Annotated in this window: 24 protein-coding genes; 11 read left to right on the forward strand and 13 right to left on the reverse strand. The window is 74.3% G+C overall.

The window, feature by feature from the left end; genetic code table 11:
• The 4 genes from PAI11_RS17350 to PAI11_RS17365 form a co-directional block, all read right to left on the reverse strand.
• Positions 1–290, reverse strand: a 290-nt coding sequence (locus PAI11_RS17350) for a hypothetical protein (RefSeq protein ID WP_040600782.1), incomplete at its 3' end; no start/stop codon positions are given.
• A 27-nt stretch (positions 291–317) separates the two neighbouring features.
• The gene (locus PAI11_RS17355; protein WP_007577177.1) at positions 318–977 is read right to left on the reverse strand and encodes a response regulator; all 660 of its coding nucleotides are present in this window, start codon (positions 975–977) and stop codon (positions 318–320) included.
• Entirely contained in the window at positions 974–1,963 is a 990-nt protein-coding gene (locus PAI11_RS17360) for a sensor histidine kinase (RefSeq protein WP_007577178.1), read from the reverse strand. Before PAI11_RS17360 ends, PAI11_RS17355 begins: the two co-directional genes overlap by 4 nt.
• Before the next feature lie 35 nt (positions 1,964–1,998).
• A complete protein-coding gene (locus PAI11_RS17365) occupies positions 1,999–2,463 on the reverse strand; it encodes a GreA/GreB family elongation factor (protein WP_007577179.1) in 465 nt (154 codons plus the stop codon).
• Positions 2,464–2,589: 126 nt separating this feature from the next.
• On the opposite strand from PAI11_RS17365, the gene PAI11_RS17370 reads away from it, so the two are divergent.
• A complete protein-coding gene (locus tag PAI11_RS17370) occupies positions 2,590–2,970 on the forward strand; it encodes a hypothetical protein (RefSeq protein ID WP_007577180.1) in 381 nt (126 codons plus the stop codon).
• 6 nt (positions 2,971–2,976) lie between these two features.
• On the opposite strand, the gene PAI11_RS17375 is transcribed toward PAI11_RS17370, so the two are convergent.
• Both PAI11_RS17375 and otsB read right to left on the reverse strand, forming a co-directional pair.
• The gene (locus tag PAI11_RS17375; RefSeq protein WP_007577181.1) at positions 2,977–3,510 is read right to left on the reverse strand and encodes a hypothetical protein; all 534 of its coding nucleotides are present in this window, start codon (positions 3,508–3,510) and stop codon (positions 2,977–2,979) included.
• Positions 3,507–4,316: a trehalose-phosphatase gene (otsB, locus tag PAI11_RS17380; RefSeq protein WP_007577182.1), complete on the reverse strand. Its 810-nt coding sequence runs from the start codon at positions 4,314–4,316 to the stop codon at positions 3,507–3,509. The genes PAI11_RS17375 and otsB overlap by 4 nt, the downstream gene beginning before the upstream one ends.
• 50 nt (positions 4,317–4,366) lie before the next feature.
• On the opposite strand from otsB, the gene PAI11_RS17385 reads away from it, so the two are divergent.
• Positions 4,367–5,212: a sulfite exporter TauE/SafE family protein gene (locus tag PAI11_RS17385; RefSeq protein ID WP_007577183.1), complete on the forward strand. Its 846-nt coding sequence runs from the start codon at positions 4,367–4,369 to the stop codon at positions 5,210–5,212.
• Positions 5,213–5,690: 478 nt separating this feature from the next.
• On the opposite strand, the gene PAI11_RS17390 is transcribed toward PAI11_RS17385, so the two are convergent.
• Positions 5,691–6,581, reverse strand: coding sequence for an HD domain-containing protein (locus PAI11_RS17390; protein ID WP_138974392.1), 891 nt, complete (start codon positions 6,579–6,581; stop codon positions 5,691–5,693).
• 17 nt (positions 6,582–6,598) lie between these two features.
• Between PAI11_RS17390 and PAI11_RS17395 the strand changes: the two genes are divergently transcribed.
• Entirely contained in the window at positions 6,599–7,525 is a 927-nt protein-coding gene (locus tag PAI11_RS17395) for a PAC2 family protein (RefSeq protein WP_040600785.1), read from the forward strand.
• Positions 7,526–7,583: 58 nt separating this feature from the next.
• On the opposite strand, the gene PAI11_RS17400 is transcribed toward PAI11_RS17395, so the two are convergent.
• Positions 7,584–10,883: an ATP-dependent helicase gene (locus PAI11_RS17400; protein ID WP_007577187.1), complete on the reverse strand. Its 3,300-nt coding sequence runs from the start codon at positions 10,881–10,883 to the stop codon at positions 7,584–7,586.
• A 111-nt stretch (positions 10,884–10,994) separates the two neighbouring features.
• On the opposite strand from PAI11_RS17400, the gene PAI11_RS17405 reads away from it, so the two are divergent.
• The 3 genes from PAI11_RS17405 (at position 10,995) to PAI11_RS17415 (ending at position 14,462) form a co-directional block, all read left to right on the forward strand.
• Complete coding sequence (locus tag PAI11_RS17405) at positions 10,995–11,867, forward strand: inositol monophosphatase family protein (protein ID WP_007577189.1); 873 nt, start codon at positions 10,995–10,997, stop codon at positions 11,865–11,867.
• Between the two features lie 323 nt (positions 11,868–12,190).
• On the forward strand, positions 12,191–13,084 hold the full coding sequence (locus PAI11_RS27895) for a hypothetical protein (RefSeq protein WP_007577190.1): 894 nt from the start codon (positions 12,191–12,193) through the stop codon (positions 13,082–13,084).
• A 223-nt stretch (positions 13,085–13,307) separates the two neighbouring features.
• Positions 13,308–14,462 (forward strand): Mrp/NBP35 family ATP-binding protein, encoded by a 1,155-nt coding sequence (locus PAI11_RS17415; RefSeq protein WP_007577193.1) that lies wholly within the window; start codon positions 13,308–13,310, stop codon positions 14,460–14,462.
• A gap of 22 nt (positions 14,463–14,484) precedes the next feature.
• On the opposite strand, the gene PAI11_RS17420 is transcribed toward PAI11_RS17415, so the two are convergent.
• Positions 14,485–15,387: a LysR family transcriptional regulator gene (locus PAI11_RS17420; protein WP_007577195.1), complete on the reverse strand. Its 903-nt coding sequence runs from the start codon at positions 15,385–15,387 to the stop codon at positions 14,485–14,487.
• A 72-nt stretch (positions 15,388–15,459) separates the two neighbouring features.
• On the opposite strand from PAI11_RS17420, the gene PAI11_RS17425 reads away from it, so the two are divergent.
• Both PAI11_RS17425 and PAI11_RS17430 read left to right on the forward strand, forming a co-directional pair.
• The gene (locus PAI11_RS17425; protein ID WP_007577197.1) at positions 15,460–16,284 is read left to right on the forward strand and encodes a sulfite exporter TauE/SafE family protein; all 825 of its coding nucleotides are present in this window, start codon (positions 15,460–15,462) and stop codon (positions 16,282–16,284) included.
• A gap of 346 nt (positions 16,285–16,630) precedes the next feature.
• On the forward strand, positions 16,631–17,152 hold the full coding sequence (locus PAI11_RS17430) for a beta-class carbonic anhydrase (protein WP_007577199.1): 522 nt from the start codon (positions 16,631–16,633) through the stop codon (positions 17,150–17,152).
• Between the two features lie 84 nt (positions 17,153–17,236).
• Here PAI11_RS17430 and PAI11_RS17435 read toward each other — a convergent pair whose 3' ends face one another.
• Entirely contained in the window at positions 17,237–17,500 is a 264-nt protein-coding gene (locus PAI11_RS17435) for a 4Fe-4S dicluster domain-containing protein (protein ID WP_007577201.1), read from the reverse strand.
• 184 nt (positions 17,501–17,684) lie between these two features.
• Here PAI11_RS17435 and PAI11_RS17440 point away from each other — a divergent pair, with 184 nt between their 5' ends.
• Positions 17,685–18,581 (forward strand): NAD(P)H-binding protein, encoded by an 897-nt coding sequence (locus tag PAI11_RS17440; RefSeq protein WP_007577203.1) that lies wholly within the window; start codon positions 17,685–17,687, stop codon positions 18,579–18,581.
• 15 nt (positions 18,582–18,596) lie between these two features.
• On the opposite strand, the gene PAI11_RS17445 is transcribed toward PAI11_RS17440, so the two are convergent.
• Positions 18,597–20,084, reverse strand: a complete 1,488-nt coding sequence (locus tag PAI11_RS17445; protein ID WP_007577205.1) for an amidase — start codon at positions 20,082–20,084, stop codon at positions 18,597–18,599.
• Positions 20,085–20,245: 161 nt separating this feature from the next.
• On the opposite strand from PAI11_RS17445, the gene PAI11_RS17450 reads away from it, so the two are divergent.
• Positions 20,246–21,334, forward strand: coding sequence for a citrate synthase 2 (locus tag PAI11_RS17450; RefSeq protein ID WP_007577207.1), 1,089 nt, complete (start codon positions 20,246–20,248; stop codon positions 21,332–21,334).
• A gap of 201 nt (positions 21,335–21,535) precedes the next feature.
• On the opposite strand, the gene PAI11_RS17455 is transcribed toward PAI11_RS17450, so the two are convergent.
• Complete coding sequence (locus PAI11_RS17455) at positions 21,536–22,150, reverse strand: 3'-5' exonuclease (RefSeq protein WP_040600786.1); 615 nt, start codon at positions 22,148–22,150, stop codon at positions 21,536–21,538.
• A 73-nt stretch (positions 22,151–22,223) separates the two neighbouring features.
• Between PAI11_RS17455 and PAI11_RS17460 the strand changes: the two genes are divergently transcribed.
• Entirely contained in the window at positions 22,224–23,210 is a 987-nt protein-coding gene (locus PAI11_RS17460) for a nucleotidyltransferase domain-containing protein (RefSeq protein WP_040600787.1), read from the forward strand.
• 11 nt (positions 23,211–23,221) lie between these two features.
• Here PAI11_RS17460 and PAI11_RS17465 read toward each other — a convergent pair whose 3' ends face one another.
• Positions 23,222–24,649, reverse strand: a complete 1,428-nt coding sequence (locus tag PAI11_RS17465) for a gamma-aminobutyraldehyde dehydrogenase (RefSeq protein WP_007577211.1) — start codon at positions 24,647–24,649, stop codon at positions 23,222–23,224.
• Between the last annotated feature and the right edge of the window lie 116 nt (positions 24,650–24,765).

The following is a 24,765-nucleotide window of genomic DNA, read 5'->3' on the forward strand; positions in this document are numbered from 1 at the left end:
ATCCGGATCGCTCCCGGCCGCGGCCACAGCAGCGCCGCGCCGACGCTGCCGTAGAGCACGGTCCGCGGGCGGTGGCGACGCAGGCCCTCCTGGGCGGCCCGGCGAGCGGCGGCGGCCCAGACCAGGTCGGTCAGCGCCATCGTCCGGACCTGGCGCGGCGCGGCCGGCCGGACCAGCGCGACCCGCGCTCCCGCGCGCTCGAGCGACGCCGCGAGGGCGTCGTCGACCGCCCGCAGGCCGCTGGTCGAGCCGAGCGAGACGAAGAGGATGTCGGCGGGCAGGCTGCTCATCCGCGCCCGCAAGACTAGGCGCCCGCCCTACGGCTCGACGAGCCCCCGGCGGATCGCGTAGCGGGCCAGCTCGACGCGGTTGCGCAGCCCGAGCTTCTCCAGCACGTTGGAGCGGTGGCGCTCGACGGTGTGCGGGCTGATCGTCAGCGTCGCCGCGATCTCGTCGGTCGTCCGCCCCTCGGCGATCAGCTGGACCACGTCGTGCTCGCGCGGGGTCAGCAGGTCGTCGGGCAGCGGGGCCCCGTGACGGGCGCCCTCCAGGTAGTCGCGGACGATCGCCCGCAGGGCCCGCGGGTAGAGGAACGCCTCGCCCCGCATCGCGGCCCGGCAGGCGTCGACCAGGTCGCGGTTGGCCGCCGACTTCAGGACGTAGCCGGCGGCGCCGACCTTGACCGCCTCGAACAGGTACTGCTCGCTCTCGTGCATCGACAGCATCAGGATCCGCGTGCCCGGCCGCAGCCGGTGCAGCTCGCGGGCCGCCTGCAGGCCGCCGCGGCGCGGCATCGAGACGTCGAGCACCGCCAGGTCGACGTCGTTGCGCAGCGCCTCCGCGACCGCGTCGACCCCGTCGCCGGCCTCGGCGACCACCTGCAGGTCGGGCTCGCCCTCGAGCACCAGCCGAATCCCGTCGCGGACCAGCGCGTGGTCGTCGGCGAGCAGGATCCTCGTCCGCAGCGGCACGGTCACGACGACGGCTCCGCTCCGGCGACCGCGGCCGGCGCGCCGGCCGGGAGCACGACCCGCACGACGGTCCCGCCGTCGTGCTCCAGCGACAGCCGCGCCCCGACCAGCCGCGCCCGCTCGCGCATCCCGGCGATCCCCCGTCCGGGCGCGGCCTCCGCGGCGTGCCCGCGGCCGTCGTCGCGGACGGTCAGCTCGAGCCCGTCGCGGTCGACCCGCAGCCCGATCTCCGCCCGCGTCGCCCGCGCGTGGCGGACGACGTTGGTCAGCGCCTCCTGCGCGATCCGGTAGAGCGCCAGCTCGGCGTCCGGAGCCAGCGGCGGAAGCGGCGCGTCGATCCGCCGCTGGACCGGGACCCCGCTCTCGTCGGTCACGCGGCGGGCGAGGGCAAGCAGGGCGTTGACCAGGCCGAGGTCGTCGAGCGCCTCCGGCCGCAGCCGCAGCGCGATCCCGCGGACCTCGTCGAGCGCGCGCGTGACGGTGCGGGCGATCGGCTCGCGCGTGGCGCCGTCGATCCCCGCCCGCTCGATCTGGAGCTTGAGCGCGGTCAGGGTCTGGCCCAGCTCGTCGTGCAGCTCGCGGGCGATCCGCCGCTGCTCGGCCTGCTGGGCCGCCAGCATCCGGCGGTCGCTGGCGCGGCGCTCCTGGCCGAAGCGCCGCAGCATCTGCTCGAACGACCCGAGCAGCTGGTCGACGTCGCGGTCGTCGGGCGCGATCCGGCGGCGCAGGTCGGGGACCGGGTCGACGGGGTCGATCTCCTGCATCGCCTGGGCCAGCCGCCGCAGCGGGCGCAGGACCCGCAGGAGCCCGATCCGGACCGCGCCCAGCAGCAGCGCGGCACCGGTCAGCAGTACCAGCGCCTCGTCGCCGGTGACCGGCGCGCTGACCGTGACCGGCAGCGCGATCAGCCCCAGCGCCGCCAGCCCGACCGCCGCGACGGCGAGCAGGAACAGCTGCCGCTCCAGCGACATGCGGACGACGAACCCGGTCATCGAGGGACCGTGACAGAGCGGGATCCCGCGCGGCCTCACCCCTCGTCGCCGATGCGCACCAGCCGCAGCTCTCGCTGCCGGCCGTCGGGCAGCGCGACCCGCACGGTGCTGCCGACCGCCTGGCCGAGCAGCGCCGACCCGACCGGCGAGGTGGCCGACACGGTCCCCGTCTGGCCGGGCAGCGGCTCGAGCGCCAGCCGGTAGCGACGCTGCTTGCGACCGTCGTCGACGAGCACCGCGGTGCCGATCGCCGCGATCGCGAACCCGTCGGCGCCGGGACGGACGACCGCCGCCCGCGCCAGGGCCTCCTCCAGCTCCATGATCCGGCGGTTGATCGTCAGCCGCTCCGGGTCGGGGCCGGGGTCGGCGGCCTCGGCCCAGGGGTCGATCCTCGTGCGGCCGGCGCGCAGCCGCCAGAGCTGCTCCTCGAGCGCGACCAGCTCGGCCTGCGTCACCGGCAGCTGGTCGGGGATGGCGTTCGCGTCCGGGGTCGCAGGCATGAGGCGACGATCGCCGCCCGCGGACGCGACGGCCATGGCGGAACCCGGCCATCTTCGGCGGCCCGGCGCGCGAATGGCCGAGAACCGCCATGGATCCGGGGCCGCCGAGAGCGGACGCTCGAGGCCATGTCCGCGCGCGGCCTCCACCACCGGCGTCCCGATCCCAGCGACGAGCTGTTCGACGCCGCCTGCGACCTGCTGCAGGCGGCGCGCGCGCTGCAGGACGCCGCGGCCGCCGGCGACACGCGGTTCGCGCTGCCGGCGACGCTCGGGGCGATCGAGGCGGTCCTCCACACGCTCGACGACGGGACCGGCCTGCTGACGGCGCAGTTCGCCGGGGCCAGCGCCGAGCACCAGGCGCTGCGACGGCTGGGGGTCGCGCTCGGCGATGCCGCGCGCGCCTGCGAGCAGGCCCGGGCGCAGCTGGCCGCGCCGTCGGTCGAGCGGTTGCGGGCCCGCCTGCGGGCCCCGGCTCGGCCGCCCGACCGGGCCTCGCCGGCGGGGTGACCGCCGTCAGACGCTCGAGGCCTGCCGCTTGTGCTCGGGGCGGTCGCGGCGCAGGCCCGGCATCCGCACCAGCTTCAGCGGCTCCACGAGCCCGGTCCGCTCGACGTGGAACTCGACCCCGTCGCGTTCCTCGATCGCCTGGACCGCGGACTCCTGGCGGCGCCAGGCCAGCGCCCAGATCAGCAGGAAGCCGGCCGCGACCCCGGTCACCTGCGGCAGCACCAGCGCCGCCAGGCCCGACGCCACCGTCGCGACCAGCAGCGGCCACAGGCGGTTGAGCAGCGTCCGGACCGGGTGATGCTCGGGCAGCTGGTTGGCCGCCCGCGCGTCGGCGAGGACCCGCGCGATCTGCGGGTTGACCGCGTCGCGACGGCCGACCGCGATCCCGATCGCCGAGGCGATCAGCCACCAGGTCGCCGAGACGGCGACCCCGGCGGCCTCGGCGTCGGCCATCCCGCGCAGCACGACCAGCAGCGCCAGCGCCGAGGACGAGCCGGTGCAGAGCAGGACGGTCGAGCGCAGCAGCTGACGGAAGGTCATGGGCGCAGCAGCTCCTGCAGGACGGAGCGGATCCCCGGCGAGCCGTCGACGGTCAGGTCGGCGGCGGCGGACACCTCGGCCGGCGCGTCGCCGTCCCGCACCGCCACGCAGATGGCGGCGGCGAGCCCGCCCTCGTCGACCAGCCGGCGGAGGCCCGCGAAGGCGTCCAGGTCGGTGCGGTCGTCCCCGGCGTAGAGCGCGGCGTCGTAGCCGCCGCCCGCGACCAGCCAGCGAACCGCGGCGCCCTTGTCGAAGGCGACCGGCGGCCGCAGCTCCAGGACCATCCGCCCGCGGTGCAGCACCAGGCCCTCGGCCTCGGCGCGCTCGCCGAGCTCGTCGACCACCGCCTCCGCCGCCGCCTCGTCCGGCGCGCCGCGCCAGTGGAGCGCCTGGATCGGCCCCTTGTCCTCGCACGAGATCCCGAGCCGGTCGAGGTCCGGGCGGCTCGCCAGGAGGGTCCGGGCGATCTCGCGCACGCGGGGCTCCCATGCCGCGACGGCCGGCGTCGTCTCGATCTCCCTGGCGCCGCGGCGCAGGATCTCGGTGCCGTGGTTGCCGACGTAGTGCAGCGAGCCGATCCCGACGATCCTGCGGGCGTCGACCGCCCGCCGTCCGCTGACGCAGGCCACCATGCCGAAGCGCGCGGCCACCTCGGTCAGCAGCCCGCGCGTCGGCGGTGGCACCTCGGCCGACCCCGCGTGGCGGGTGATCGGGGCGAGGGTGCCGTCGACGTCCAGCAGCACCGCCGCCCGGTCGGGCGCAGCGCGCAGGGGCGCGACGAGGTCGGCGAGCCGATCGTCGGTCACGGACCTAGTGTCTCGAATCGGACGGGGTCCGGCGGGGCCGCGAGATTAAGATGGCCGTCGTGCCCGAGCGCCGGACCCTCGTGATCGCCGGGATCGGGACGGCTGCGGGGCTCTTCAGCGGGCTCTTCGGCGTCGGCGGCGGCGTGGTGATGGTGCCGCTGCTGATCCTGCTGCTGGGGATGGACGAGCGACGGGCGACGGCGACCTCGCTGGCCGCGATCGTGCTGATCGCGTCGGCCGCGACGGTCACGCAGGGGGCCTACGGCAAGCTCCACGTGGTCGAGGGGCTGCTGGTCGGCGTGCCGGCGGTCGCCGGCGTGCTCGTCGGCACCTGGGTCCAGCAGCGGATCCCGGCCCGCCGCGTCTCCCTGCTGTTCGCCCTGCTGCTGGCGGTGGTCGCCGCGCTGATGGTCGCGGGCGTCGAGCCCGGCGGCGACGACGGCGGCACCCGCGACGCGCTCCAGATCGCGGCGGCGATCGCGATCGGGCTCGCCGCGGGCGTCGTCTCGGGCCTGCTCGGCGTCGGCGGCGGGTCGCTGTTCGTCCCCGGCCTGGCGCTGCTGCTCGGCCTGCCCCACGTGGACGCGGAGGCGACGTCGCTGCTGGCGATCGTCCCGGTCTCGCTGGTCGGGTCGTGGCGGCAGCACCGCTACGGCAACCTCGACCTGCGCGTGGGCGCGCTGCTCGGGACGCTGGCGATCCCGGGCGCCCTGCTCGGGGTCGTGATCGTCAACGCGATCCCGTCGCGGGCGGTCGAGATCGGGTTCGCCGCGCTGCTGCTGTTCGTCTCCTCGCAGCTGGGCCGCCGCGGCCTGGGCCGCGACGACCCGCCGGACGCGGTCGCCGACGCGTCGCGGGACGACCCGTTCGAAGCCCCGACCGGGCCCGCTCGTTGAGCGCTCCCAGCCGTCTGGATCGGCGGATCGTCCATCCTCACCGCGCCGGCGTCATATGGATACGCCGTACGGTTCACTCCTGCAACGACGCACCGCGCGTAGCCCGCGACCGAGGATCCCGGACCGTCCCGGGCGGTCCCCGTTACTTGGTGAATCGTCCATGGACACTTGACCTACTCTGGACGATCGACCTAGCGGCGTTGCTTGCGTGAACCGTCGCCGACGTGCCAGAATCCGACGTGGCCGGCCCCCCCGGCCCGACGAGCAAGGACGTTCCCCAGTGTCACGCTGCGAGACGGTCCCATCCCTCCCGCACTAAGGCGACGACCCACGCCGCGGGATCAAACGCCTCGCAGCATGCGGCTTGACCCCCCGCGTTGCTGACGCACGAACGTCTCAGAGCGCCGACGATGGTCCACCCCCCATCGTCGGCGCCTGCTCGTCGTTCTCCTCCGTCCCTCCCGGGACCCGCGCGCCGCTAGCCGTTGCCGAGCCCGTGCTCGAGCGCGTCCTTGATCGACGCGTCGACCGCGTTGAGGCGGAACAGCGCCGCCGCCTCGGCCGAGCGGAAGCGGCCCCCGGCCCGCTCCGGCCCGTGGTGGGTCAGGACGCAGTGCGCCAGGTGCGACCAGCGCTGCTCGTCGAGCCCCGCTCGCCGGGCCGGCTCCGAGATGATCCGCAGCCCCAGCTCGATGTGGCCGAGCAGCTCGCCGACCTCGGTGCGGTCGATCTCGGCGCCGTAGCGGAACTCGCGGGTGCGCCCGAGGTCGTGGACGATCGTGGCGGTCAGCAGCAGGTCGCGGTTGAGACCGGGGTGGTGGACGCAGACCTCGTTGGCCAGCGCGCCGACCGCGACGGTGTGCTCGAGCAGCCCGCCCAGGTAGGCGTGGTGGCCGGCGATCGAGCAGGGCGCCTTGCGCCACGCGCGCCGCAGCGCCTCGTCCTCCATCAGCTCGCGGAGCAGCGCGCCGAAGGCCGGGTCGCCGACCTCGCCGGCGAGCCCCTCGAGGAAGCCGTCGAGCTCGTCGAGGTCGCGGTAGGCGACCGGCAGGAAGCGGGCCGGGTCGACGCTCTCCGGGTCGACCCGGCGGACGGCCGTCAGCTCGGCCACCAGCCCGTCGCGGTAGCGGTCGACCGTGCCGGAGACCTGGACCACGTCGCCGCGGTCGAAGGCCCCGTCCCAGCGGTCGACGTCGCGGAAGACGCGCGCGGCGATCGTGCCCGTCCGGTCGCGCAGGTCGATCGCCAGGTAGGGCCCGGAGCGACCGGACGCGCGGTCCTTGCGCACGCACGCGAAGACCCCGGCCAGGCGGTCGCCGGGGCCGAGCGCGGCGACGGTGGGGTCAAGAGCCGATGACACAGGGGTCATCTTGTACCGTGGCTCGGATGATCCCCCTGCGTTGGGACGACCGCCCGGTCGGGTTGCGGGACCCCGCCCTGGTGTGCGCGTTCACCGGCTGGACGGACGCCGGCGATGCCGCGAGCTCGGCGGTCGGCGTCATGTCCCGGCGGCTGAACGCCCAGCGCTGCGCGACCGTCGATCCGGAGCTGCTCTACACGATGCAGTCCTACCGGCCGCACATCACGATCCGCGACGGGATCGCGGACGACCTGGAGTGGCCGACGGTCGAGGTCCGGACCGCGGTGATCCCGGCCGCCAGCCGTGACCTGATCCTCGTCAGCGGACCGGAGCCGGCGATGCGCTGGCGCTCGCTCAGCGAGACGATCGTGGAGACGGCGCGCAGCCTCGGCGCGACCTTCGTCGTGACCCTCGGCGGCCTGCTGTCCGACGTCCCGCACACCCGCCCGGTGCCGCTGACCGGGATCGCCACCGACCTCGAGCTGATCGCCCCGGTCGGCGCGATGCTGCCCGACTACGAGGGCCCGACGGGGCTGACCGGCGTCGTCCACGTCGAGGCCGCGCGCCAGGGGCTGCCGTCGGTCTCGCTGCTCGCCCACGTGCCGCACTACGTCGCCGGGGTGCCGAGCCCCAAGGCGACCCTGGCCCTGGTCGAGGCGGTCGAGCTGCTGACGACCGTGCCGGTGCCGACCAAGCGCCTGCGCGACGCCTCCGAGCGCTACGAGCAGCAGGTGACCGAGGCCGTCGACCGCGATCCGGAGCGGCGCGAGCTGCTGCAGCGGCTGGAGCAGATGGCCGACCTGCGCGAGGTGATCGGCGACGGCGAGGACGACGTCGAGGAGCTGACCGACGAGCAGCCGCGCCTGGACCTCGGCGAGCTGCCCTCCGGCGACTCGATCGCCCACGACTTCCAGCGCTTCCTGCGCGAGCAGGACCCGTCGGACGAGGGCTGAGGGCGCGGCGGTTGGGTGGTCGGGCGCGGATCGGCTCGGCGGGCCGCAGCCGCCCGGCCTACGTCTCCGCCGCCGGGCAGGTCAGGCGGTAGTCGCACATCGCGCAGGTCTCGTACGAGGGGGTCGGCTCGAACTCCTGGCCGAGGATCCCGGCGCCGACCTCGTCGACGGTGACGCCGATCCGGTCCCGCTCGACGCCGTCGGCCTCGAGCGGGACCTTCTCGTCGTCCAGCACGTAGTGGTAGCTCTGGCGCGGGGCGTCGAGGCCCCAGGCGTCCTGGGCGGCGACCGCATAGAGCTGCAGCTGGACGTCGCTGCGCAGCTCGTCCGCCGCCTTCGGGCGGCCGGTCTTGTAGTCGACCAGCTCGTAGACCCCGTCGGGATGGCGGTCGACGCGATCGACGCGTCCGCGCAGCGTGTGGTCGCCGAGCCGGAACTCGAACGAGCGCTCGAGCCAGACCGGGCTCGACGCCTCGGCGGCATCGCGGGCGTGGTAGCGGACCATCGCCTCCTGGGCCCGCACCCACAGCCGCTGCTCGTCGGCGACGCCGATCAGGCCGGAGCGGCGCCAGCCGGCCTGGAGCAGGCCCTGCAGCTCGCCGAGCTGGGTCCCGCCCTGGGCGTGCCAGCGCTCCAGCACCTGGTGGACGACGATCCCGAACCGCTGGGCGACCGTCGGCTGCTGGGGGATCCGCAGGACGCGGGCGAACTTGTAGCGCAGCGGGCAGGCGCGGTAGGTGAAGAGGTCGCCGGCCGAGAGCACGACGCCGTCGCCGCGCAGCGGCAGGAACGGCTCCAGCGACGGCTCGCCGCGTCCGGCCGCGGCTCGCTCGGCGGCGTGCTGGGCGTCGGTCAGGACGTCGTCGTCGAGGCCGCTGGTGAGCAGCATCTCCTTCTGCTGGGCGGTCGCGGCCTGGCGGATCGCGGCGTCGATCGCCGGCAGCGCGTCGGACACCTCCTGGCCCTCGGCGCGGTTGATCAGCGCGGCGACCTTGACCAGCTCCAGGTAGCGCGTGACCCCGTGGGCGACGTCGAGGTCGGTGTCCATCCGCAGGTCGCCGAGCCGCGCGCCGATCGTCGCCACGTCGCGCAGCAGCTGGTCGCGCAGCGTCCGGAAGGTCGCGTGGAGCGCGTCCTCGGGCCCGAACAGCCGCTCCTCGTGGTCCTCCCAGTCGGCGCCGAGGGCGCGGCGCGCGTCCTCGACCAGCGGCGACGGCTCGCGGTCGGCGCCGCTCGGGGAGCGGGCCGGGAACGCCAGCACGACGCCGTGGCGGGCGCGGGTCATCGCCACGTGCAGGACCCGGCGGGCCTCGTCGACGGCGAACCGCTGCGGCTGGTCGCGGGCCGCCCCGGACGCGCCGGCGGCCGCCGCGTCGGCCGCCGGCGGCAGGTCGTCGGGCAGCAGGTCGTCGGGCAGCGGATCGACCAGGCGCCGCGCCCCCGCGAGGCTGCCGACCCGGCTCGACTGGAGGCCGAGCACCAGCACGTGGTCCAGCTCCAGCTCCGGCGCGGCCTCGAGCGGCAGCACCCGCACCGCGGTCCCGCCGGCGGCGCTCAGCTCGTCGCCGTCGGTCGGCCCCGCGCCGCCGACCGCGAACGGCACGGCCTCGACCTTGCCCTCGGGATCGCCGCCGGCGTCGGCGAGCGTGATCATCCAGCGGGCGAAGTCGCGGGCGGTCGACTGCGGCGCGATCCGGACGTGGCGCTCGGCCAGCTCGCCGACGCGGGCCAGGTCGCGCAGCCGCTCGACGACGTCGCCGGAGGCCCCGAACAGCTGCTGCCGGCGCAGGCCCAGGTGCTCGATCAGGCGGTGGACGAACTGGTCGGGCGGGGTGACGTCGAGCGCGCGCTGGGCGGCCCGGTGCAGGCGCAGGAACGCGGCGACCCGATCGCGGGCCTCCGGTGCCAGCTGCGGCGACTCGATCGCGGCCGCCAGCCCGCCGACCAGGTCGGTGCGACGGCGCCGCGCCAGCTGCAGCCCACGGGCGAGGTCGGCGGAGCGCAGGTCGATCGGCGGCCGTGCCAGCGCCCGGCTGAGCGCCGGAGCGTCGGAGGGGTCGATCAGGATCCGCAGCCAGGCGAGCACGTCGCGGACCTCGACCCGCTCCAGGAAGGCGCCCTCGCCGCCGAGCCGGCAGGGGATCGCGCGCTCCTCGAGCGCGGCGATGATCGGACCGCCCTCGCGCCGGACCGAGCTGACCAGGATCGCGATCCGCTCCGGCGCGGTCCCGTCGCGCAGCAGCCGCTCGACCTCGCCGGCCGCGACCTGGGCCTGGGCGCGCTCGGTGGTCGCGCGCCAGAAGCGGACGCCGCCGCCGGACGGCGCGTGCCAGCGCCGGGAGAGCCGGTCCGCGGCCGGCTCGACGACCGCCTCGGCCGCGCGCAGGACCTGCTCGGGGCAGCGCCACGAGCGCTCGAGGGTGACCGTCCGCAGGTCGCCGTGGCGGGCGGCGAGCTCGCGCAGGTTCTTGCTCGCCGCGGCCCGCACGCGACGGATCGCCTGGTCGTCGTCGCCGGCGGCGCTGAGGCCGCTGCCCTCGGTCACCAGCGCGTCGAGCACGCGCATCCCGGCGGTCGGCAGGTCCTGGACGTCGTCGACGAGCAGCTGGGCGACCTGGCCGGCCAGCCGCGGGGCGACGTCGGAGCGCGGCGCGTCCGGTGCCCCCGACGGCCGGAAGAGCGCCAGCAGCCGCAGCATCAGGTCGCCGTGGTCGATCAGGCCCCGCTCGCGCAGGACGTGGTCGTGCAGCCGCAACAGCGCCGCGAACTCGCGCTCGCGGGGCGCTCGCGGATCGGCGTCGGAGAGCCCGGCTGCCCAGGCGCTGACCGTCGCCGCGTCGGCCAGCGACTCCTTCAGCCGGTCGATCCGGGCGATCGCGGCCGCCAGCAGCGGGATCGGCGCGGGACCGCCGTCGTGGTGCAGCAGGCCCAGCTGCTCGCGGTGCTCCAGCAGCAGCGCGACCCGCTCGGTACGGGTGGCGGGCACGACGAAGGGATCGATCCCGGCCTCGGCGGCGGCGTCGCGCAGCAGCCGGTGGCAGAGGTCGGGGAGCGTGGTGACGACGACGTCGGCCGCGGCCGACCCCATCCGCTCGCTGAGCCGCCGGCGGGTGCGAGCGGTCGCGGCCGGGGTCGCGACCAGCAGCACGATCCGCGACGGGTCGACGCCGGCGGCGGTCGCCAGCCAGGCCGCGCGCGCGGCGAGCGTGACGCTCTTGCCGGTCCCGGCGGCGCCGCGGATCAGCAGCGGCGGGCTGCTCTGGCGGTCGCCCTCCGGGGCAGCCGCGACCGACGACGACGGACCGAGCGTCGCCGCGCGCACCTGCGCGTCGGAGAGTCCCTCGAGCGGTTCGGCCACCCCTCCAGTGTGCTGCATCGCGAGCCTCGGGGGTGGATCCCGGCTTGCGGGCGGGACCGCCGCCGAGGAGGCCGGCGGGGCCGGGTCGGCGACCACGTACGATGGGTCCAGATGCCCGACGCCACCCTGCCCGACACCGCGACGTGGCTCGCCACGTTCCAGCGGGCGGCGGATCGGGTCGTCGAGGGGCTGCACCGGTGCGGCGACGGGCCCCAGCGGCTGGTGGAGACCGGCTCGCTGGGCGAGGGCGGCGACCGGACGCTGGTGATCGACGCCGACGCCGAGAGCGCGATCTTCGCCGAGCTCGACGGGCTGCACGCCGCCGGGGCCCGCTTCACCGCGCTGTCCGAGGAGCGCGGCACCGTCGACTACGGCTCGCACGACGCGCTGGTCGTGATCGATCCGATCGACGGCTCGACGAACGCCAAGCGCGGGCTGCCGCAGCACGCCGTCTCGCTGGCGCTCGCGGTCGGGCCCGAGGTGGCGCTGCACGGGACGATGGCCGACGTCGAGTGCGGGCTGGTGGCCGAGCTCGGCGGCGGTGCCGGCGAGCGCTGGACCGCGGTCCGGGGCGCGGGCGCCGAGCTCGACGGCGTGCCGATCCGGCCGCCGGCGACGGAGCGGATCACCAGCCGCGGCCTGCTCGAACTGGTGGCGATCGAGTCCGCCGACCCCCGCCACGTGCTGGCGGCCGGCCCGGCGCTGACCGAGCACGTCCATCGCCTGCGCGCGATCGGGGCGACCGCGCTGGCGCTCTGCCAGGTCGCTGCCGGCCGGGTCGACGGGATGGCGTCGCTGCGCCGCTGCCGCGCGGTCGACGTCGCGGCCGGCCAGCTGATCGTGCGCGAGTCGGGCGGCCTGGTCGCCTTCGGCTCGCTCGACGATCCGCTCGCCGCCCCGCTCGACCTCGCCGCCCACGTGCCGGTCGTCGCCGCGCGCAGCGCCACCGGCCTGGCGCGCGTGGCGACGCTGCCGCCGGTCTGACCCCGGCGCGCCGCTCGGTGGGCGGCAACGGTGGCCCGAGCGGGGCGGAGGGGCGCCCGGCGGCGGCCCGTGGCGGCGCGATCGTCACGTCCCGGTCGCCCAACGACCGCAACGTCACACGACCCCGCCCACCGCACGCGCGCCGCTTCATCCCCGCGTCGCGTTCCGGTCGCCCGACGACCGGAACGGCCCATCCAGACGCCGATCGGTGGCCCGACCTGCCACGGCGGACAACGCCGTCCGCTGTAACCGCTACAGGTCGGCGTTGTAAGAACAGGTGTTCGCCGCTACATTCGAGTGGAACTTAGAACTAAGGACATCTGATGGCCGACACCCCCAGCACCCCGAAGGCGAAGCCGGCCACCGGCGCCGCCAAGACCACCACGACGCGCAAGCCCGCGGCTCGCAAGCCCGCCGCCGCCAAGGCGACCACGGCTCGCAAGCCGGCCGCCAAGACGACGACCGCCCGCAAGCCGGCCGCCAAGACGACGGCGCGCAAGCCCGCCGCGGCGAAGACGACCGCCGCCGCGAAGGCGAAGACCGCCGCCGCGAAGACCGAGAAGGCCGCCGTCAAGGCCGAGTCGCGCGTCGCCGCCGCCACCCAGAGCGTGCAGGAGCTGGCGACCAAGGCCCGCGAGACGGTCACCGCCGTCGCCGACAAGGCGCCGAAGAACGTCGACGAGGCCCGCAAGACCGCGACCGAGGCCCGCGCCGCCGCCACCAAGCAGGTCGAGCAGGTCGCCGACCGCGCCCAGGTGCTGGCCGAGAAGGCCGTGCTGATCCCCGTCGGCGCCGTCCTCGAGGCCCGCGACGTCGCGACCAAGCAGGTCGAGACCCGCCGCGAGACCGCCCGCAAGCAGGCCGAGGCCGCTCGCAAGCAGGCCACCGACCGTCGCAAGGCGCTCGAGACGCAGCTGAAGACGTTCGAGAAGCGTGGCCTCAAGGCCCGCCAGGACCTCGAGCGCGACGTCAAGCGGACCCGCACCCAGGTCGAGCGCGAGCTGCGCGAGCGGCGCGCCAAGGTCGAGGCCCGCCTCGGCGACCTGCCGAAGGTCAGCGACTTCGAGCTGCGCCGGATCGAGCTGCCGAAGGTCGCCGACCTCCGCACCGAGCTGCCGAAGCTCCGCGGCGAGGTCGAGACCCGCGTCTCGAAGGCCCAGGCGCGCGTGACCGAGGTCGCCGGCAAGGCCCAGAAGCGCGTCCGCGCGCTGGCCTAGCCACTCCCCCGCGCCGGCCGCCCCGCCGGCGCGGAACCAAGCTTCCCCTCGCTCGCGAGGGGGTCCCCGCGTAGCTCCTCCTCTCTCTCCGCGCGGGGATGTCGAACGCCCGGCGCGCCGCGAGGCCGCCGGGCGTTCGGCGCTTCCGGACCGCAGTCCGCGAGCCCGGCGCTCGCGAGCGGGCGGTCAGGGGCACGATCGGGCGTCCTGTCACAATCGTTGGATGCCCACGCGCGAGGAGATCCTCAAGGCCCTCGAGTCGGTGATCGACCCCGAGATCCGCAAGAACGTCGTCGAGCTCGGCATGGTCCGCGAGATCGCGATCGGCGAGGACCGGGTCGACGTCACGATCTCGCTGACGACCGGCGGCTGCCCGCTGCGCAACCACTTCGTCGTCGCCGTCCGCAAGGCCGTGCGAGCGCTCGGCGTCGAGGAGATCGGCGTCGAGTTCGACGTGCTCTCGCCCGAGGAGAAGGCCGCCCTGCAGCAGCGGCTGGGGATGAAGAGCGGCCTGCCCGACGGCTCGAAGGCCTCGCTGGCCCAGGTCACCAACGTGATCTGCGTCGGCTCGGGCAAGGGCGGCGTCGGCAAGTCGACGCTGACCGTCAACCTGGCGGCGGCGCTGGCCGCCGAGGGCAAGTCGGTCGGCGTGCTCGACGCCGACGTCTGGGGCTACTCGATCCCGCGGATGCTCGGCCTCGGCTCGGAGCGCCCGCCGGTCTCGGCCGAGCGCAAGATCCTGCCGCTCGAGGCCCACGGCCTGAAGGTCATGTCGATCGGCTTCTTCGTGGCCGAGGACAGCGCCGTCGTCTGGCGCGGCCCGATGCTCCACAAGGCGCTGACGCAGTTCCTCGAGGACGTCGACTGGGGCGCCCTCGACTACCTGCTGATCGACCTGCCCCCGGGCACCGGCGACGTCTCGATGACGCTGGCCCAGCTGCTGCCGCAGGCCCGCTTCCTGCTGGTGACCACGCCGCAGGCGACCGCCCAGAAGGTCGCGCGGCGGGCCGCCGAGATGGCGACGAAGGTCAACCTCGACCTGCTCGGCGTGATCGAGAACATGTCCGGGTTCACCACCCCCGGCGGCGAGCGGTTCGCGATCTTCGGCGAGGGCGGCGGCCAGCAGCTGGCGCGCGAGCTCGACCTGCCGCTGTTCGGCAAGGTGCCGCTGACGATGCCGCTGCGCGAGCAGGCCGACGCCGGCGAGCCGCTGGTCGCCACCGATCCCGACGACCCGGCCTCCCAGGCGGTCCGCCAGGCCGCGCGCGGCCTGATCGCGGCCACGCCGACGGTCGAGCTGCCGCCGATCCTGCAGGAGCTGCCGGGTCTGCCGGTGATGCAGCACGAGCCCAAGGGCGCGACGCTGCCGATGGCCTGAGCCGCACCGCGCGGCGCCGGCGTCAGCCGCCGGTGGCGGACCAGGTCTCGGCGAGCGTCCGGAACGCCTCGACCGCCGGCGACCGGTAGCCGCCGGCGCGCCAGGCCAGCGCGACGGTCCGGGTCGCGTCGGGATCGTCGATCTCGGCGGCCGCGGGCTGCGGACCCGGGTGGACCTCGCCGGGCCCCGGGGGCGGCAGCACCGCCAGGCCGTGCCCGGCGGCCACCAGGCCCTGGAGGGTGGCGAAGCTCGAGGTCTCGAGCACGATCCGCGGGACGAAGCCGGCGCGGCCGCAGAGCTGCTCGAAGAGCGTCCGCAGGCCGTAGCCGTGGTGCAGGGCCGCGAACGACTCGCCGGCGATCTCCGCCATCGCGATCCGCTCGCGACCGGCCAGGCGGTGCCCCGGGGGCAGCAGCAGCCGCAGCGGCTCGACCCACAGCGGCCGCCACGCCAGCCGCTCGTCGTCCGGCACGGGGCTGACCAGCGCCAGGTCGATCTCGCCGTCGCCGAGCGCCGCGAGCAGCGCCGTGCGGCTGTCCTCGCGCAGCCGCACCTCGACCGTCGGGTGCTGCTCCCGGAAGCGCGCCAGCAGCTCGGGGACCAGCCACGCGCCGAGGCTGTGCTGGAAGGCGAGCCGCAGCCGCCCCCGCTCCAGGCCCGCCGCCTCGCGCACGCGGTCGCGGCCGGCGTCGACCTCGCTCGCCGCGCGCCGCAGGTGCTCGACCAGCTCGCGCCCCTGCGGGTTCAACCGCACCCCGCGGCCGACGCGATCCAGCAGCGGGACGCCGGCCCACGCCTCGACGCGCGCGACCGACCGCGACAGCGCGGGCTGGCTGACGTGCAGCGCCGCGGCGGCCTGCGAGACGTGCTCGCGCTCGGCCACCTCGACGAACCAGCGGAGGTCCTCCAGGCGCAGGTCACTCATGTCGCGACTGGAACTCTACGCCCTGAATGATGCATTGGACGAATCAACGTACCGGGCCTACCGTCGATCCCGATGCGCTTCCCGATCAGCCACCCGAGCCTCGTCCCGCTGCTGGCGATCGGGCTGCTGGCCGGCGCCTTCGCCGGGCTCTTCGGGGTCGGGGGCGGGACGGTGATGGTGCCGCTGCTGTTGCTCCTGCCGGGGTTCGACGAGCGTCGCGCGACCGCCACCTCGCTGCTGGCGATCGTCGCGATGGCGGCGGCCGGCGCCGCGCTGCAGCAGGCCCACGGCCAGCTCGATCCCGGGGCGGCGCTGCTGATCGGCGCGCCGGCGGTCGCCGGCGCCCTGCTCGGCACGTCGCTGCAGCAGCGGATCCCGGCGCGAGCGGTCTCGCTGGCCTTCGCGATCCTCCTGCTCTGCGTCGCGGCGACGATGCTCGCCGGCATCGAGCCGTCGGGCGACGGGGGCGGGCAGACGCGGACGGCGGCGGCGCTCGCCGGGGTCGCGCTGCTCGGCGGCGCCGCGGGCGTCCTCTCGGGGCTCGTCGGGGTCGGCGGCGGCTCGATCTTCGTCCCGACCCTGGTGCTGCTGCTGGGACTGGGCCACGTCGAGGCCGAGGCGACGTCGCTGCTGGCGATCGTCCCGGTGTCGCTGGCCGGGGCGCTCAACCAGCGGCGCTACGGCAACCTCGACGTCCGCGCCGGGCTGCTGCTGGGGATCGGCTCGCTCCCCGGCGCCGTGGTCGGCGTCGCGCTCGTCAACGCGCTGCCGGTCCGGATCATCGAGCTGCTGTTCGCCCTGCTGCTGTGCTTCACCGCGATCCAGCTGATCCGCCGCTTCCGCCGCTCGCGGATCGCCGCCGGCCGGGGGCGTGCGACTCGCCCGGCCTCGGCCTGACGGCCCGCGACGATTCCGCGCATTCAATTTCTTGATTCCTGATCTGATTTACGTATATAGTCCGGGACGCGGCGTCGAGGCGGTGATCCTCCCGGGGACGGCGACCACGGCGCTCGAAGCTCGCACCGGGTGCTCCCGGTGATGAGGAACCAGGTCCGGAGCGCTGCCGGATCGCAGGGGAGAACAGGAGACCACCCCGCCCGCGCCGGCCCATCCCGGAACGGGCGGGGATCTTCTGCCGCCCTCCGCCGGCGCCCGAACGGGTGGCCGCCGCGATCGCCGGAGGCCGAGCGCGCCGGGCGGCCACTAAGCTCCGCGGCGCTCCACGACCAGAGGACCGCCGCCGATGACCGACGAGCCGCACGACCCCCAGGCGCCTGACCTGATCCGCCACGCCGAGGGCTTCGCCGACCGCTACACGCCGTACGACACGCCGCGCCCCCGCCGGCACGTCGCGGTCGTCTCCTGCATGGACGCGCGCCTGGACCTGTTCGGGCTCTTCGGGCTCGACATCGGCGACGCCCACCTGATCCGCAACGCCGGCGGCGTGGTCACCGACGACGTGATCCGCTCGCTGGCGATCTCGCAGCGCAAGCTCGGGACGCGCGAGGTCCTACTGGTCCACCACACCCAGTGCGGGCAGCTGACCTACACCGACGACGACCTGCGCAACGAGCTGCTGCTGGAGACCGGCTACAAGCCGGCCTGGACGCCGGAGAGCTTCAAGGACCTCGACGAGGACCTGCGGCAGTCGATGCGGCGCGTGCTCGCCAGCCCGTTCCTGCTCTACCCGGAGCTGGTGCGCGGCTTCGTCTTCGAGGTCGAGTCGGGCCGGCTGCGCGAGATCCGGATCCCCGAGCAGGACTGATCCGGCCCCGGAACGACGAGCGCCCCGGACGGAACCGGGGCGCGGCGCTGCGGGGCCGTCCGGCCCCGGCCAGGTCGGCGGACCTCAGGCGTTCTGGAAGTACTTCGCGTTGAGGTCGACGAACGCCGACCACTCGTCCGGGATCTGATCCTCGGCGAAGATCGCGTCGACCGGGCACGCCTCGACGCAGGCGTCGCAGTCGATGCACTCTTCCGGGTCGATGTAGAGCTGCGTGGCGGCGTCGTAGTCCGGCTCGTCGGGAGTCGGGTGGATGCAGTCGACCGGACAGACCTCGGTGCACGAGTTGTCCTTGGTGCCGACGCAGGGCTCGGCGATCACGTAGGCCATGTGAGGGGCGTCCTCGCGGTGTCGTCAGGGCGGAGAACCGAACGCGCATCATATCTCGACACCGCGTCGACGGCGGCCCGCGTCCGCGATCTCGACATTCCGTCTGGGAATACCGTTCCGGGGCCGGGGACGACGCGCGCGCCGTCCGATCGCATCGGCCGCGGATGACCGTAGGCTTCCGCGCATGATCCTGCTGACCGGAGCGACGGGTGCGACCGGGATCCGCGTCCTGGACCGCCTGCTGCAACGTGGCCACAAGGTCCGCTGCCTGCTGCGGGATCCGGCTCGGCTGGGGGCCCGCCGGGTCGACGTCCAGCTGGCGCTCTGGACGCTGACCGACGCCCGCCTGCCCGGCGGCGCGCTGCGCGGCGTCGACACGGTCGTGCACCTGGCCGGCCCGCTCCACGACCAGGTCTCGGGCACGCTCGAGGAGCTGAACGTGACCGCCTCGTGGCGGCTCGCCGACGCCGCCGCGCGGGCGGGGGTCGGCCACTTCGTGTTCGCCTCGGCGCTGGGCGCCGGTCAGGCCGCGTCCTGCCGGTTCCTGCGTGCCAAGGAGGCCGCCGAGCGGGTGGTCGGCGGCGCCGGCGCCGTCGGCGGGATGCCGGTCTCCGTGGTCGCGCCGTCGCTGGTGCTGGCCCGCGGCCACCGCTGGGCGTGGTGGGCGCAGGCGCTCTCGCTGCTGCCGCTGGCGCCGGTCCCGGCAGGCTCGCCGGGCCGCTCGTGCCCGGTCGCCGCCGACGACGTCGCCGACGCGATCGTGGCCGTCGTCGAGCGGGGCGCCGGCCCGGCCGCCGGCGGGCCGACCGCCGACGGGCGGCTGGAGCTGGCCGGCCCCGACGCCTACCGCGTCCGCGAGCTGCTGCCGGCGCTGCAGACCGTGCTCTCGCGGCGGCGTCCGGTGATCCCCGTCCCCGGGCACCTGCTGCAGGTCGCCGCCGCCGCGCTCGAGCGGCCGGGGATCGCCGATCGCGACGAGCTGGCGATCCTCAACTGCGACACGACCGGACGCCGCGGGACCGCCGACCTCGAGGCGCTCGGGATCCGCCCGCGGGGCCTGGTCGACGCGCTGGCCGGCTGAGCGCCGGCCCGCGGGTCAGGCCCGATCGGCCTGGGGCTCGAGCGCCAGCGGGGCGACGCGGTCGCTCCACGGGGCCGCCGCCTCCAGCTGGCTGGCGAGCGCCAGCAGCGTCGCCTCGTCGGCCGGGCGGCCGAGCAGCTGGACCCCGAGCGGCATCCCGGCGGCGGGATCCGCGGCCGGCCGCGCGAACAGCGGCAGCGTGATCGCCGGCGACCCGGTGACGTTGCCGAGCGCCGTGTAGGGCGTGAAGTGGCCGCCGCGGCGGAAGCCGTCCATCGGGTCGGGCCCGTCCGGGTCGAGGTCGCCGATCGCCACCGGCGCGCTGCCGAGGGCGGGCGTCAGGATCACGTCGTAGGGATCGGCCCAGGTCACGATCTGGCGCCCGACCGCCTGGACCGCCCCGTCCGCGAGCAGGTAGTCGACCGAGCGCATCGCCGTCGCCCGCTGCCACATCTCCCACGACAGCGCCTCGACGTCCTCGGGCGTCACGTCCCGGCCCCGTCGCAGCTCGGCGACGCGGATCTGGCTGGCGATCCCGGGGCCGAACGAGGCGGTGAAGAGCTCCAGCAGCCCCGGCAGCTGCCACGGGGCGTCGACCTCCTCGACCCGGTGGCCGAGGCCGCTGAGCAGCTCGGCCGCGCGGCGGGCGGCGTCGAGGTCGACCGGGTCGGGATCGCCGTCGAGCGGCGGGGTCGTCGCGACCGCGATCCGCAGCGGGCGGCCGATCCCGTTCGGCTCGAGCCCGCGGCGGGCGAGGTCGGCGAAGGACGCCGCGGCCGGCGGGGCCCACGCCACGTCGCCGGTCTCGTAGCCGGCCAGCACGTCGAGCGTCGCCGCGGCATCGGCGACCGTCCGGGTCAGCATCCCGTCGACGACCAGCAGGTGGTGGCCCAGATCCGGCGCCAGCGAGACCCGGCCCCGCTGCGACTTCAGCCCGACCAGGCCGCAGCAGGCGGCCGGGATCCGGATCGATCCGCCGCCGTCGTTGCCGTGGGCGACCGGCAGCATCCCGGCCGCGACGGCCGCCGCCGCCCCGCCCGAGGAGCCGCCGGGGGTCCGCTCCAGGTCCCACGGGTTGCGGGTCGGGCCGAACCGGCGCGGCCGCGTGACCGGCGTGATCCCCCACTCGGGCAGGTTGGTCGAGCCGACCAGGACGAAGCCCGCCCCGCGCAGCCGGCGGGTGACGTTGTGGTCGGAGGGCGCGACGTCGTCCTCGGTGAAGGAGGCCCCGAGCGTCAGTCGCTTGCCGGCGACGCCGCGGTTGTTCTTGATCGCGGTCGGCACGCCGGCGAAGGGACGCGGATCGCCGGGCCCGATCGCCGCCGCCGCCTCGAGCGCCTCCTCCGCCCAGACGTCGATGAACGCGTTGACGCGCCCGTCCAGCTCGGCGATCCGGTCGAGCGCCGCCTGGGTCAGGTCGACCGCCGCCAGCTCGCCGCGGCGGATCATCGCCGCGAGCTCGACGGCGGGACGGCGCAGCAGCGCGGGATCGGCGGCAGGCATGCGGCCGACGGTAGCGAGTGGCGGATCGCGGCGCGCGGGCTCGCCGACGCGCCCGGCTTCGCCGGGCCGCGGCCCGGCGCTGCTAGGTTCGGACGTCGTGCCGGCCGCCGGCCGGGCCGATCCGCCGCGCCACGACAGACGAACGACGAGGACCAGCAGAGATGACCAGCGAGGTACGTTCCGGGCTCGAAGGCGTGGTGGCGTTCGCGACCACGATCGCCGAGCCCGACAAGGAGGGCGGCGCCCTTCGCTACCGCGGCGTCGACATCGAGGACCTCGTCGGCCACGTGCCGTACGAGAAGGTCTGGGGCCTGCTCGTCGACGGCTCGTTCGCCCCGGGCCTGCCGTTCGCCGAGCCGCACCCGCTGAGCGTCCGCTCCGGCGATCCGCGCGTCGACGTCCAGGCCGCGCTGGCGATGCTCGCGCCCGAGTGGGGCTTCAAGCCGCTGATCGACACGACCGACGAGGAGGCCCGCGACGAGCTGGCCCGCGCCTCGGTGATGGCGCTCTCGTTCGTCGCCCAGTCCGCGCGCGGAGGCGGCCAGCCGCCGGTCCCGCAGTCGCAGGTCGACGAGGGCAAGACGGTCGCCGAGCGGTTCCTGATCCGCTGGCGGGGCGAGCTCGACCCGCTCCACGCCAAGGCGATCGACGCCTACTGGATCTCGGCCGCCGAGCACGGCATGAACGCGTCGACGTTCACCGCCCGCGTGACCGCGTCGACCGGCGCCGACGTCGCGGCCGCGCTGTCGTCCGCCGTCGGCGCGCTGTCCGGCCCGCTCCACGGCGGCGCCCCGTCGCGCGTGCTGGCGATGCTCGACGGCGTCGAGCAGTCCGGGGACGCCGAGGCCTGGGTCAAGAACGCGCTCGACAGCGGCGAGCGGCTGATGGGCTTCGGTCACCGCGTCTACCGCGCCGAGGATCCCCGCGCCCGCGTCCTGCGGCGGACGGCGAAGGAGATCGGCGCCGCCCGCTACGAGGCCGCCGAGGCGCTCGAGAAGGCGGCGCTGGCCGAGCTCCACGCCCGCAAGCCCGACCGCGTGCTGGCGACCAACGTCGAGTTCTGGTCGGCGGTGATCCTGGACAGCGCCGAGGTGCCGGCCGACCTCTTCACGCCGCTCTTCACCTGCGCTCGCGTGGCCGGCTGGTCGGCGCACATCCTGGAGCAGAAGCGCGAGGCGCGCCTGATCCGGCCGTCGGCGAAGTACGTCGGCGAGCCGCCGCGGCCGGTGTCGGCCGTGCCCGGGGCCTGACAGGCCCACTAGAGCTAGGACAGCGGGCGCCTAGCCCACTCGTCCCTAGTGGTGTCCAGCGCACTGCTGGGGACTACTTGCGAACGACGGACGCAGGAAGAAGCGGCGTCAGCCATGACGGCGCAGATTCCGCAGGAGGAGCGGGGCGAGGAGCGGGGCGAGGAGCGGGGCGAGGAGCGGGGCGAGGAGCGGGGCGAGGATTCATGAGAAGGGCAGCCGCGACGCTACCGGACCGCCGAGCGTCCATGCGAACACGTTGGAGAACAACTCCGCTTGCTCCACCGCGTCGTCTAGAGCGTTGTGCGTATGCGGCCGATCGGGAACCAGCATCGGCGGCATGTATGCCTTCCCCGAGCGGTCATGGACGGTGTGCGCGCGGGCTTGATACAGCGTGCGTATATCGAGACAAGAGGAGTACCCGAACGGAGAACCACCGGTCGCATATCGAACGAAGTACCAGTAGAGGAACGCCCAATCAAAGGCGACCGGATAAGCAACAAGGACTGGGCGGCTCGTTCCCGCGACACGTCGAACCCACGCCGCCGCGTCATCCATGGTCTCGCGAGGATCGCGCCCAGCCTTGACGAGTCGGGCTCGATCGAGCCCGTTGACAGCGAGCGCCTCGGCCTGCCAGTTGTCGGAGATCGGACGAAGTTCGGCGTAGAACGTCAACTCCTCCGGATCAGCGGGCCGAAACGTGTGGCCATCAAACGTGCCAGCAACGCTCATGCCAAACGACAGCAGCGAGAACGGTCCCGGAATCGGGCCGTCAGTCTCTACGTCAACGGAGATGTAGAGATCAGATCGCGCATCCACTTAGCCATCGTAACGCGCGACAGCTCAAACACATCGAGGTATTCGCACCGACGGCGATCTGTATCGTCGCGCCATGTCGTTCTCCTCCGACTCACGTAGAACCTATTCAGAGGAACGCCTTGCCGAACTACGAGACCGCCTGAGCGACCTTAGGGAACCGTTGGCAACCACAGGCCTCTCGATCTACGCCACCGGCTCGTACGGACGACTTGAGGCTTGGAAGGAGTCCGACATCGACCTCTTCTTCATCTATGAGAACTCGCCAGATTTCTCATACCTGACGTTCCTTCGCCTTGGCGGACGGCTCGTTGAGGTCACCGAGGAGATGGAGTTCCCGCCATTCTCTGGCGACGGCAAATACTTGGAGTCGCTAGACGCAGGGGCCATGGAGCAAATCCTGGGCAGCCGAGATGACGATTCCACGAACGCCTTCACTGCCCGCATGCTCTTGCTACTTGAGAGCCAGCCGGTCTCTGACCCCGGGCGGTATGCCGCCCTGATCTCACGAGTGGTTGGCTTCTACTACCGCGACTTCGAGGGTCACGAGTCCGATTTCGTACCGACGTTCCTCATCAACGACATCCTTCGCTTCTGGCGAACGCTGACGTTGAACTACGAGCATGATCGCGCCGAGCTTGGACGTCTCGAAGGCTCAGAGGACCAACTCAGGGAGGCCAAGGCCAAGAGCGCGGTCAAGAACTACAAGCTCAAACTCAGCCGCCTCTCGACATGCTTCTCAATGGTGCTCCACCTGACCTGCGATGAGCCACCCGTCACGGCGCGTCGAGTAGCGGACCTCTGCGGTATGACGCCTCAAGAGCGCTTCTCAGCGCTGCAGGGACGAACCGACATCGCAGATCAGCTCCTGAAGGACCTAGACACCAAATACGAGGCATTCCTCACCGAGGTCCAGCGCCCGCGTGCTGAGTTGCTCCAGAGCTTTTCGGATCCACGACACCGCTCAGATCGCCTCGCCGAGGCGTCAACGTTCGGCGAGGCGATCTATGCACTCATTCGCGAACTGGCCAGTGAGGAACGGATCCGTCGCCTCGTTCTTTGAGCTGTCGCCGCTCAGTCGAGCGACGCCATCACGTGCTTGACAACGGTGTAGTCCTCGAGCGCGTAGCCGGACAGGTCCTTGCCCCAGCCGGAGTCCTTGAAGCCGCCGTGCGGCATCTCGGAGGCGAGCGGGATGTGGGTGTTGATCCAGACGGTGCCGAAGCGCAGCGCGTTGGAGACGCGGAGCGCGCGGCCGACGTCGCGGGTCCAGACCGAGGACGCCAGGCCGTAGGGCGTGCCGTTGGCCCAGGCGATCGCCTCCGCCTCGTCGCTGAAGCGCTGGACGGTGATCGCCGGCCCGAAGATCTCGGACTGGATCAGCTCGTCCTGCTGCTGGAGGTTGGCGATCACGGTCGGCTCGACGTAGTAGCCGGGGCGATCGGCCTTGCGGCCGCCGGTGACGACCTCGGCGTGCGACGGCGCGCGATCGAAGAAGCCGGTCACCCGCTCGTACTGGTTGGCGTTGTTGACCGGGCCGAGCGACGTGTCGGCGGCGGTCACGTCGCCGAGCACCAGGGCCTTGGCCTGGTCGGCCAGGCCGGCGACGACCTCGTCGTAGACCTTGGCGCTGGCCAGCACGCGGGTCGCGGCGGTGCAGTCCTGGCCGGCGTTGTAGTAGCCGGCGCCGGCGATGCCCTCGAGCGCGGTCTCCATGTCGACGTCGTCGAAGACCACGACCGGGGCCTTGCCGCCCAGCTCGAGGTGGGTGCGCTTGAGCCGCTTGCCCGCGTGCTCGGCGATCCAGCGGCCGGTGCCGACCGAGCCGGTCAGCGAGACCAGCGCGACGTCGGGATGCTCGACGATCGCCTGGCCGGGCTCGTTGCCGCCGACGACGACGTTGAGGACGCCGGCCGGGAACAGGTCGGCCGCGATCTCGGCCAGCTTGACGGTCGACGCCGGGGTCGACGGCGCGGGCTTGAGGACCGTGGTGCAGCCGGTCGCCAGCGCCGGGCCGATCTTCCAGATCGCCATCATCATCGGGTAGTTCCAGGGCGCGATCTGGCCGACGACGCCGACCGGCTCGCGGCGGATGATCGAGGTCAGGCCCTCCAGGTACTCGCCCGAGGCCTTGCCCTCCATCGTGCGCGCGGCCCCGGCGAAGAAGCGCAGGTTGTCGGCCATCACGCCGATCTCGTCGTCCTTGACCGCCTGCAGCGGCTTGCCGGCGTCGCGGGACTCGATCTCGGCCAGCTCGTCGGCGTGGGCCTCGATCCGGTCGGCCAGCTTCAGCAGCGCCAGCGCGCGCTCGCCGGGCGTGGTCCGCGACCAGGCCTCGAACGCCTTCGACGCGGCGGCGACGGCGCGATCGACGTCCTCCTTGCCGGATGCGGCGGCCCGGGCGTACTCCTGGCCGGTGGAGGGATCGACGACGGCGAAGGTCTCGCCGCTCGCCGCGTCGACGAACTCGCCGCCGATGAAGTTGCGCAGGGTCGTGCTCATGGATCGTTCTCCACTCGGGATCGGTCGTCCGACACTCTCGCGTCACCGGTGGCCGCGGCAACCGTCCGATCGGCCAAACCGACACGAAGTGATCTAGCCATTACTACAGGGTCGCG

The sequence above is a fragment of the Patulibacter medicamentivorans genome (genome assembly GCF_000240225.1).
Lineage (GTDB): Bacteria > Actinomycetota > Thermoleophilia > Solirubrobacterales > Solirubrobacteraceae > Patulibacter > Patulibacter medicamentivorans.

Excerpts from the sequence above, each read along its gene's own strand:
- PAI11_RS17360 (WP_007577178.1), bottom strand. The coding sequence starts at position 1,963 with ATGACCGGGTTCGTCGTCCGCATGTCGCTGGAGCGGCAGCTGTTCCTG.
- PAI11_RS17365 (WP_007577179.1), bottom strand. The coding sequence starts at position 2,463 with ATGCCTGCGACCCCGGACGCGAACGCCATCCCCGACCAGCTGCCGGTG.
- PAI11_RS17370 (WP_007577180.1), top strand. The coding sequence starts at position 2,590 with ATGTCCGCGCGCGGCCTCCACCACCGGCGTCCCGATCCCAGCGACGAG.
- PAI11_RS17375 (WP_007577181.1), bottom strand. The coding sequence starts at position 3,510 with ATGACCTTCCGTCAGCTGCTGCGCTCGACCGTCCTGCTCTGCACCGGC.
- PAI11_RS17385 (WP_007577183.1), top strand. The coding sequence starts at position 4,367 with ATGGCCGTCGTGCCCGAGCGCCGGACCCTCGTGATCGCCGGGATCGGG.
- PAI11_RS17390 (WP_138974392.1), bottom strand. The coding sequence starts at position 6,581 with ATGACCCCTGTGTCATCGGCTCTTGACCCCACCGTCGCCGCGCTCGGC.
- PAI11_RS17395 (WP_040600785.1), top strand. The coding sequence starts at position 6,599 with ATGATCCCCCTGCGTTGGGACGACCGCCCGGTCGGGTTGCGGGACCCC.
- PAI11_RS17405 (WP_007577189.1), top strand. The coding sequence starts at position 10,995 with ATGCCCGACGCCACCCTGCCCGACACCGCGACGTGGCTCGCCACGTTC.
- PAI11_RS27895 (WP_007577190.1), top strand. The coding sequence starts at position 12,191 with ATGGCCGACACCCCCAGCACCCCGAAGGCGAAGCCGGCCACCGGCGCC.
- PAI11_RS17415 (WP_007577193.1), top strand. The coding sequence starts at position 13,308 with ATGCCCACGCGCGAGGAGATCCTCAAGGCCCTCGAGTCGGTGATCGAC.
- PAI11_RS17420 (WP_007577195.1), bottom strand. The coding sequence starts at position 15,387 with ATGAGTGACCTGCGCCTGGAGGACCTCCGCTGGTTCGTCGAGGTGGCC.
- PAI11_RS17425 (WP_007577197.1), top strand. The coding sequence starts at position 15,460 with ATGCGCTTCCCGATCAGCCACCCGAGCCTCGTCCCGCTGCTGGCGATC.
- PAI11_RS17430 (WP_007577199.1), top strand. The coding sequence starts at position 16,631 with ATGACCGACGAGCCGCACGACCCCCAGGCGCCTGACCTGATCCGCCAC.
- PAI11_RS17435 (WP_007577201.1), bottom strand. The coding sequence starts at position 17,500 with ATGGCCTACGTGATCGCCGAGCCCTGCGTCGGCACCAAGGACAACTCG.
- PAI11_RS17440 (WP_007577203.1), top strand. The coding sequence starts at position 17,685 with ATGATCCTGCTGACCGGAGCGACGGGTGCGACCGGGATCCGCGTCCTG.
- PAI11_RS17445 (WP_007577205.1), bottom strand. The coding sequence starts at position 20,084 with ATGCCTGCCGCCGATCCCGCGCTGCTGCGCCGTCCCGCCGTCGAGCTC.
- PAI11_RS17450 (WP_007577207.1), top strand. The coding sequence starts at position 20,246 with ATGACCAGCGAGGTACGTTCCGGGCTCGAAGGCGTGGTGGCGTTCGCG.
- PAI11_RS17460 (WP_040600787.1), top strand. The coding sequence starts at position 22,224 with ATGTCGTTCTCCTCCGACTCACGTAGAACCTATTCAGAGGAACGCCTT.
- PAI11_RS17465 (WP_007577211.1), bottom strand. The coding sequence starts at position 24,649 with ATGAGCACGACCCTGCGCAACTTCATCGGCGGCGAGTTCGTCGACGCG.